Source organism: Intestinibacter sp. (assembly GCF_022780145.1).
GTDB lineage: Bacteria > Bacillota > Clostridia > Peptostreptococcales > Peptostreptococcaceae > Intestinibacter.
In genome coordinates, this window is record NZ_JALEXO010000090.1 from 1 (window position 1) to 3,824 (window position 3,824).

Here is a 3,824-nt window from a genome sequence, read left to right on the forward strand (position 1 = left end):
GGAAAAGTATCTTCATTCAGATTCACAGGCGGTATAATCGGTATAAATAGCGCCAATGTAACAAAATGTGAAAATACTGCTACTATAACTTGTACAGGTAACGATACTTCATATAGTAGCTGCAAAGGTACTGCAGGTATAACAGGTGTATCAAAGGGAACACAAGAAAAACCTTTCAAAATAAGCGATTGTAATAATAGTGGTAAAATAGAAGCTGGTTATACTGGAGGAGGTATAACTGGATGGGTACAAAATGGACAAGTAATAAACTGTTATAACACAGGATACTGTGAAGGTGCATGGAATGTAGGTGGTATCGCCGGTGGAGTAATGGAATACAATAAAAATACTGATTATTCAGTTGTAGAAAACTGTTACAACTTCGGTGATGTACATATAGATAAAAATGTAACTAATAACGCAGGAGCTGGAGGCAGATATGAATTTCAATATGCAGGTGGTATCGCCGGTTTTGCACAAAATGGTCATATACTTAATTCATATAATGCAGGAGAAGCCTATGCAACTATGCAAGCAGGTGGAATACTTGGAGGAAATTACAACTTCACTGCAACAGTAGTACAAAATTGTTTGACTACTAAAAAAGGTTCAGGAGGAAACTACATAGGAGATGTAGTTGGTTGGTGGAATACATCAGCAAAAGATCAATGTACTGGAAATAAATATTATGAACCAACAGAAGAAAATTTTGCTCAAATAGTATCTACATTAAACGCACAAGTAACTGATGAAAATGGTTATTATGGATGGAAATACGAAGATGGAAAAGTATCTCAGGCTAGAGTTTACGATGTCAAATTTAAAGTAAATCCAGAGGATGCAAAAATAGTTATCAAAAACAGCGAGGGAGTAGAGTTATCTCCAGTAGAAGAAAACATCTATATGGTTCCAAATGGCGATTATACTTATGAAATATCAAAAGACGGATATAAAACTAAATCAAGAAGCTTCACAATTCAAAATTCAGATGAATCATATATAGTTAAATTAGTTGCAAGTGATTTATTATGGACTGGAGACGAAGATACATCTTGGTATAATACTGAAGATAACACATTTGAAATATCTTCAGCTGCTCAATTGGCAGGTCTTTTAAAATTAGTAAATGAAGGAAATAACTTTGAAGGAAAGACTATAAAATTAACAAAGGATCTTAACCTAGATGATAGAGAATGGGCAGGAATAGGAACTAGCGAAAATCAATTTGCAGGAACATTTGATGGAGCTGGATATTCTATAAGCAATGTAAACTCAGTTGTATTTAAATACATAGGTCAAAATGGTAAAGTAATAAACTTAGGTGTTTTAGAAAATGGAAGCTTAGCTGATACAAACGCAGGTACAGTTGCAAACTGCTACAATATATCAAATAATAGCTTAGTTTTAAATAACGCAGGTAGAGTTACAAACTGCTACACAGCAAGTAGTAACGCAGTCGTAAAGGACGGAACTGAGGCAACAGACAGTTACTATGTTGACGGCACAACTTACACTAAAAAAGATCTATCAAATGTAAAAATAGCTGGATTACTTAATAAAAATGTAACACAAGCTAACAAAGAATATATGGCTTGGGCTGTTGTAGACAAAGAAACAGTTAATCAAAAATCATACATAGCAAGCTTTGACTTAACTAGTAATTCTGGAAAAGTCACAGATGCAAATATAACATTATACGATAGCGAAGGCAATGAAATAAATGCTTCTTCATCTAAAAACTTCATGTTAGAGGATGGAACATTTAGATTAGTAAACGGACAATACAAATATAAAATAGCTGCTGATAGATATGAAGTCAAAATGGGATTATTAAAAGTAGCTGGACAAAATGTCACAGTAAGTGAAAAATTAACAGATGCATATCAAGTTTTATTCAATATAAAACCAGAAGATGCCACACTTACAGTAAAAGATAGTGAAGGAAATGTGCTAGAACCAAGTCAAGGAACTAAATATTTCTTATCAGATGGAAACTATACATATGAAGTTAAGAAAACTGGATACGAAGCTCAAACAGCAGAATTTGAAGTAAAAGGTGGGGATTTAAGCTTCGATGTAGAACTACAAAACGTATATAATGTATCTTTTGCTCCTAATGTATCAAATGCAAGAGATTTCAAGATAGAAGTATATAAAGATGGTAAGTTAATAGAACCTCAAGAAGATGGAACTTATCTATTGACTAACGGAAAATACACATACAAAGCTTATGCAAGAGGATATTCTGAAGTAACTAATGAATTTGAAGTTGCTTCAAATGAACTAGTTATAACTGTTGAGTTTATAGCACCATATGATATATCTTGGTATGATGCTACTAAGACAGAATTTGAAATATCAACAGCTGAACAACTTGCAGGTCTTGGAGCTATAGTGGATGGATATACAGATATAAGTAATCAATTTAATGGAAAAACTATAACATTAACACAAGATATAAATGTCGATGAAACTCTAAGTGAATGGTTGCCAATAGGTACTAAATCAAAATCATTCCAAGGTGTATTCGATGGTGCTAATCACACTATAACTGTAAAAATAAATGCACCAAATGATGATAATGTAGGATTATTTGGATATTTAAGCTCAAATGGCTCAGTTAAGAACGTAACGGTAGATGGTTCTGTAGTAGGTAAAGACGCTGTGGGAGCAGTAGTTGGATATCAAAATTTCTGTAAAGGAATACAAAACTGTATAAATAAAGCTACTGTAACCGGTCAAAATCAAGTAGGCGGAATAGTTGGTAATCAATATGTTTACAATCAATATATAGAAAACTGCGTAAATAAAGGCGAAGTAAAAGGTAACACTTCTGTAGGTGGTATCTGCGGATATATGAGTCAAGGTTGCGCTAAAAATTGCTCTAATGAAGCAAACGTAACTGCTGAAGTTCAAGCCGGTGGAGCAGTTGGAACTATACAAGGTTCAAGTGATGTATTAAATGTCAAGAATTCAGGTGATGTAACTTCAAACTCTGACTATGCAGGTGGTATAACAGGAAAAGATACTAACACATACGTAACTATTATAAATTCATATAATACAGGTAATGTAAAAGGTGCTAATTACGTAGGTGGTATCTCAGGACAAACAAATTCTTCTAAATAAGCTAACAACTACAACACAGGAGATGTAACAGGTACTGGAAATTACATAGGTGGTATAGTAGGCTTAAATGCATATTCAACAACATCATCAGTAAACACAGTTAAAAACTGTTACAACATAGGAACAATATCTGCTTCAGAAGCTAGCACTAATGTAGGTGTAATAGCAGGTAAAGCAAACGTAGATAATTGTTATTATATAGATACATTTACATCTTATATAGAAAACCAAGGAACAGCATTAGCTAAAGAAGATTTTGAAAATGGAAATGCTGCATCAAAATTAAATGATAATTTATCACTTAACTACAAAACATGGGGTGTAAAAGACAATACAACTACATTTACTGAAGAATCTATACAAATTGTCTTTAATAATGTATATGAATCAGATACTCGTGATAAAATTAGCGATTACACAGTTGAAGTAAAAGACAGCGAAGGAAATGAAGTTAAATCATTTAAAGAAGGCTCTTATGCATATTGTGGTCTAAAACAAAATGAAACATATACATATACTGTAAACGCAAAAACATGCGAACCAAAGATTGGTACATTTACTTATACAGGTGAAAACAAAGAAATATCTGTTGGATTAAGTTATATAAAGACAACAACTACATTAAATATAAATGTAGAAAATTCTAATATAACTTTATACAATAGCAAAAATAGTGAAGTTTCTCCTAATGAAGA

The 3,824-nt window shown here is 32.6% G+C and carries 1 protein-coding gene; it reads left to right on the forward strand.

The window, feature by feature from the left end; all coding sequences use genetic code 11:
- Positions 1-3,129: hypothetical protein (locus MR593_RS03215; protein ID WP_290686866.1), on the forward strand; the 3,129-nt coding region annotated here is incomplete at its 5' end.
- Positions 3,130-3,824: the final 695 nt, after the last annotated feature.